The 5585-nt window shown below is 58.4% G+C and carries 3 rRNA genes; all 3 read left to right on the forward strand.

Annotated elements, in window-relative coordinates:
* Window positions 1–291: 291 nt before the first annotated feature.
* The 3 genes from AB6N24_RS22480 to rrf all read left to right on the forward strand — a co-directional run bounded on the left by AB6N24_RS22480 (window position 292) and on the right by rrf (window position 5538).
* Window positions 292–1814: ribosomal RNA gene (locus AB6N24_RS22480) — 16S ribosomal RNA — on the forward strand.
* A gap of 416 nt (window positions 1815–2230) precedes the next feature.
* Window positions 2231–5342, forward strand: a 23S ribosomal RNA gene (locus AB6N24_RS22485).
* A 79-nt stretch (window positions 5343–5421) separates the two neighbouring features.
* Window positions 5422–5538: ribosomal RNA gene (gene rrf, locus AB6N24_RS22490) — 5S ribosomal RNA — on the forward strand.
* The 16S, 23S and 5S rRNA genes sit together here, the layout of an rRNA operon.
* The last annotated feature ends 47 nt before the right edge of the window (window positions 5539–5585 follow it).

Below are 5585 nucleotides of genomic sequence, written 5' to 3' on the forward strand. Positions count from 1 at the left end.
GATTGAGAAGTTGCCTCCGGATGGGTCGAAGGGCCTGGATGGATGAGCGTCTGCTCCTTGAGAACTCAACAGTGTGCCAAGTAGTCGATGCCAAGATGGTTCATCGGCGGGGTTGTTCGGCCGTTTTGGTCGGGTGGTCTCGTGGGTGAGTCTTGGTTGACTGGGGATCGTCTTCCGCCTCCGTGGAAGTGCGGTTCTCATGAAGCCGAATTCAACTGGTCCCGGAGTGATTCGGGGCTGTTTCGTGTGTCGGTTGCCTTGCCGTTTCGGCGGTGGGGTGCCATGTAGACATTTACGGAGAGTTTGATTCTGGCTCAGGACGAACGCTGGCGGCGTGCTTAACACATGCAAGTCGAACGGTGACGACGGGGCTTGCCCTGTCTGATCAGTGGCGAACGGGTGAGTAACACGTGAGTAACCTGCCCTTGACTCTGGGATAACCGCGGGAAACGGCGGCTAATACCGGATATGAGACGTACAGGCATCTGTTGCGTCTGGAAAGATTTATCGGTCAAGGATGGGCTCGCGGCCTATCAGCTTGTTGGTGGGGTGATGGCCTACCAAGGCGACGACGGGTAGCCGGCCTGAGAGGGCGACCGGCCACACTGGGACTGAGACACGGCCCAGACTCCTACGGGAGGCAGCAGTGGGGAATATTGCACAATGGGCGCAAGCCTGATGCAGCGACGCCGCGTGAGGGATGAAGGCCTTCGGGTTGTAAACCTCTTTCAGCAGGGAAGAAGCGCAAGTGACGGTACCTGCAGAAGAAGCGCCGGCTAACTACGTGCCAGCAGCCGCGGTAATACGTAGGGCGCAAGCGTTGTCCGGAATTATTGGGCGTAAAGAGCTCGTAGGCGGTTTGTCGCGTCTGCTGTGAAAACCTGAGGCTCAACCTCGGGCTTGCAGTGGGTACGGGCAGACTAGAGTGCGGTAGGGGTGACTGGAATTCCTGGTGTAGCGGTGGAATGCGCAGATATCAGGAGGAACACCGATGGCGAAGGCAGGTCACTGGGCCGCAACTGACGCTGAGGAGCGAAAGCATGGGGAGCGAACAGGATTAGATACCCTGGTAGTCCATGCCGTAAACGTTGGGCACTAGGTGTGGGGCTCATTCCACGAGTTCCGTGCCGCAGCAAACGCATTAAGTGCCCCGCCTGGGGAGTACGGCCGCAAGGCTAAAACTCAAAGAAATTGACGGGGGCCCGCACAAGCGGCGGAGCATGCGGATTAATTCGATGCAACGCGAAGAACCTTACCAAGGCTTGACATACACCGGAAAAGTGCAGAGATGTGCTCCCCGCAAGGTCGGTGTACAGGTGGTGCATGGTTGTCGTCAGCTCGTGTCGTGAGATGTTGGGTTAAGTCCCGCAACGAGCGCAACCCTCGTCCTATGTTGCCAGCACGTCATGGTGGGGACTCATAGGAGACTGCCGGGGTCAACTCGGAGGAAGGTGGGGATGACGTCAAATCATCATGCCCCTTATGTCTTGGGCTTCACGCATGCTACAATGGCCGGTACAAAGGGCTGCGATACCGCGAGGTGGAGCGAATCCCAAAAAGCCGGTCTCAGTTCGGATTGGGGTCTGCAACTCGACCCCATGAAGTCGGAGTCGCTAGTAATCGCAGATCAGCAACGCTGCGGTGAATACGTTCCCGGGCCTTGTACACACCGCCCGTCAAGTCACGAAAGTCGGTAACACCCGAAGCCGGTGGCCCAACCCTTGTGGAGGGAGCCGTCGAAGGTGGGACTGGCGATTGGGACTAAGTCGTAACAAGGTAGCCGTACCGGAAGGTGCGGCTGGATCACCTCCTTTCTAAGGAGCATCTGGCACCGGGTCGGTCCTTCGTGGCCGGCGCGCTGGTGTCCAGGCCCACGCTCGGTCCGAACGCGATCGGGGTGGAGCTCAAGGGTGGAACATCGACTACGGCCGCGCTCGTCGCGGGTCTGGCTCTAGTACGCCTCGGGTTCGCCTGGGGAGGGAACGAGCGGGGTTCGTGGGGGGTCGGCCTGGCACGCTGTTGGGTCCTGAGGGAACAGCCGTTCACCGGTTGTTGTCCTTGGGAGTCGCCCCCGGTGGGGGTGGCTGCCTGCGGGCCTGTCGGGTCCGGATGAACCGCTTCTGGGTCGATCGCTTCGGTGGTCGGTCGGGGGGTAGGCGCCGGGGATGACGGGGATCGTTCGTAGCTTGAGAACTGCACAGTGGACGCGAGCATCTTTGTATGTTTTTGTGGTCAAGTTTTTAAGGGCACAGGGTGGATGCCTTGGCACTAGGAGCCGAAGAAGGACGTTGTAGCCTGCGATAAGCCTCGGGGAGTTGGCAAACGAACCGTGATCCGAGGATGTCCGAATGGGGAAACCCCGCTGGAGTCATGTCCAGTGACCCGCACCTGAATATATAGGGTGTGTGGAGGGAACGCCGGGAAGTGAAACATCTCAGTACCGGCAGGAAGAGATATTCCGTGAGTAGTGGCGAGCGAAAGCGGATCAGGCCAAACCGTATGCGTGTCAAAGCCGGCAGGCGTTGCGTGTGCGGGGTTGTGGGACCTTTCAGCTGGGACTGCCGTCCGAGCAGGGAGTCAGAAAGTCGCGTCATAGTCGAAGGGCATTGAAAGGCCCGGCACAGAGGGTGTAACCCCCGTAGACGAAATGGCGTGGCCTCCCGAAGGGGATCCCAAGTAGCTCCGGGCCCGAGAAACCCGGAGTGAATCTGCACAGACCACTGTGTAAGCCTAAATACTACCTAGTGACCGATAGCGGACAAGTACCGTGAGGGAAAGGTGAAAAGTACCCCGGGAGGGGAGTGAAATAGTACCTGAAACCGTGTGCCTACAATCCGTTGGAGCCTCCCTAGCAGGGGTGACAGCGTGCCTTTTGAAGAATGAGCCTGCGAGTTAGTGGTACGTGGCGAGGTTAACCCGTGTGGGGAAGCCGTAGCGAAAGCGAGTCCGAATAGGGCGATTCAGTCGCGTGCTCTAGACCCGAAGCGGAGTGATCTAGCCATGGGCAGGTTGAAGCGCGGGTAAGACCGCGTGGAGGACCGAACCCACTTGGGTTGAAAACCGAGGGGATGACCTGTGGTTAGGGGTGAAAGGCCAATCAAACTCCGTGATAGCTGGTTCTCCCCGAAATGCATTTAGGTGCAGCGTCACGTGTTTCTTGCCGGAGGTAGAGCTACTGGATAGCCGATGGGCCCCACCAGGTTACTGACGTTAGCCAAACTCCGAATGCCGGTAAGTGAGAGCGTGGCAGTGAGACTGCGGGGGATAAGCTCCGTAGTCGAGAGGGAAACAGCCCAGACCACCAGCTAAGGCCCCTAAGCGTGTGCTAAGTGGGAAAGGATGTGGAGTTGCACAGACAACCAGGAGGTTGGCTTAGAAGCAGCCACCCTTGAAAGAGTGCGTAATAGCTCACTGGTCAAGTGATTCCGCGCCGACAATGTAGCGGGGCTCAAGCACACCGCCGAAGCTGTGGCATTCACACAATAGCTCAGCCCCTTGTGGGTTCAGGCGTGTGGATGGGTAGGGGAGCGTCGTGTGGCGAGTGAAGTCGCGGGGTGACCCAGCGGTGGACGCCACACGAGTGAGAATGCAGGCATGAGTAGCGAATGACGGGTGAGAAACCCGTCCGCCGAATGATCAAGGGTTCCAGGGCCAGGCTAATCCGCCCTGGGTAAGTCGGGACCTAAGGCGAGGCCGACAGGCGTAGTCGATGGACAACGGGTTGATATTCCCGTACCGGCGAAGAACCGCCCATACCGAGCCCGGTGATGCTAAGCGCCCGAAGCCGTCCACCGTCCCTTCGGGGACTCGGACGGGGGAGCGCGCGACCCGAACCGGTAGTAGGTAAGCGTATTAACAGGGGTGACGCAGGAAGGTAGCCCAGCGTGGCGATGGTAGACCACGTCCAAGGTTGTAGGGCGAGAGGTAGGCAAATCCGCCTCTCACATAGCCTGAGAGCTGATGGTGACCGCGAATGCGGGATGATTGGGTGATCCTATGCTGCCAAGAAAAGCCTCGGCGCGAGGTTCTAGCCGCCCGTACCCTAAACCGACTCAGGTGATCAGGTAGAGAATACCAAGGCGATCGAGAGAATCGTGGTTAAGGAACTCGGCAAAATGCCCCCGTAACTTCGGGAGAAGGGGGGCCCGACGTGTGTACCCACTTGCTGGGGAAGCACTGACGGCCGCAGAGACCAGGGGGAAGCGACTGTTTACTAAAAACACAGGTCCGTGCGAAGTCGCAAGACGATGTATACGGACTGACGCCTGCCCGGTGCTGGAAGGTTAAGAGGACGGGTCAGCCGCAAGGCGAAGCTCAGAATTTAAGCCCCAGTAAACGGCGGTGGTAACTATAACCATCCTAAGGTAGCGAAATTCCTTGTCGGGTAAGTTCCGACCTGCACGAATGGCGTAACGACTTCCCCGCTGTCTCAACCGCGAACTCGGCGAAATTGCACTACGAGTAAAGATGCTCGTTACGCGCAGCAGGACGGAAAGACCCCGGGACCTTTACTATAGCTTGGTATTGGTGTTCGGTGCGGCTTGTGTAGGATAGGTGGGAGACTGTGAAGCCGGCACGCCAGTGTCGGTGGAGTCAACGTTGAAATACCACTCTGGTCGCTCTGGATATCTAACCTCGGTCCGTAATCCGGATCAGGGACAGTGCCTGGTGGGTAGTTTAACTGGGGCGGTTGCCTCCTAAAATGTAACGGAGGCGCTCAAAGGTTCCCTCAGCCTGGTTGGCAATCAGGTGGCGAGTGCAAGTGCACAAGGGAGCTTGACTGTGAGACTGACAGGTCGAGCAGGGACGAAAGTCGGAACTAGTGATCCGGCGGTGGCTTGTGGAAGCGCCGTCGCTCAACGGATAAAAGGTACCCCGGGGATAACAGGCTGATCTTGCCCAAGAGTCCATATCGACGGCATGGTTTGGCACCTCGATGTCGGCTCGTCGCATCCTGGGGCTGGAGTAGGTCCCAAGGGTTGGGCTGTTCGCCCATTAAAGCGGTACGCGAGCTGGGTTTAGAACGTCGTGAGACAGTTCGGTCCCTATCCGCTGCGCGCGCAGGAAACTTGAGAAGGGCTGTCCCTAGTACGAGAGGACCGGGACGGACGAACCTCTGGTGTGCCAGTTGTTCCGCCAGGAGCACGGCTGGTTGGCTACGTTCGGAAGGGATAACCGCTGAAAGCATCTAAGCGGGAAGCCTGCTTCAAGATGAGGTTTCCACGGGGACTTGTTCCCTGAGAGGCTCCCAGCTAGACCACTGGGTAGATAGGCCGGATGTGGAAGTGGGGACTAAAGACTCACGAAGCTGACCGGTACTAATAAGCCGACAACTTCACCACAATACTTTTGTGCTACGCGTCCACTGTGCGGTTCCCGAGAGACGAACGGGAACTCCCGTCAGTCATAACTCGACAGAGTTACGGCGGTCATAGCGAAGGGGAAACGCCCGGTCCCATTCCGAACCCGGAAGCTAAGCCCTTCAGCGCCGATGGTACTGCACTCGCCAGGGTGTGGGAGAGTAGGTCGCCGCCGGACACCATTCAGAAAGAGCCACCCCATCCGGGGTGGCTCTTTCTGTATGC

It is taken from the genome of Cellulomonas jepli (genome assembly GCF_047229345.1).
Taxonomy (GTDB): Bacteria; Actinomycetota; Actinomycetes; order Actinomycetales; family Cellulomonadaceae; genus Cellulomonas_A.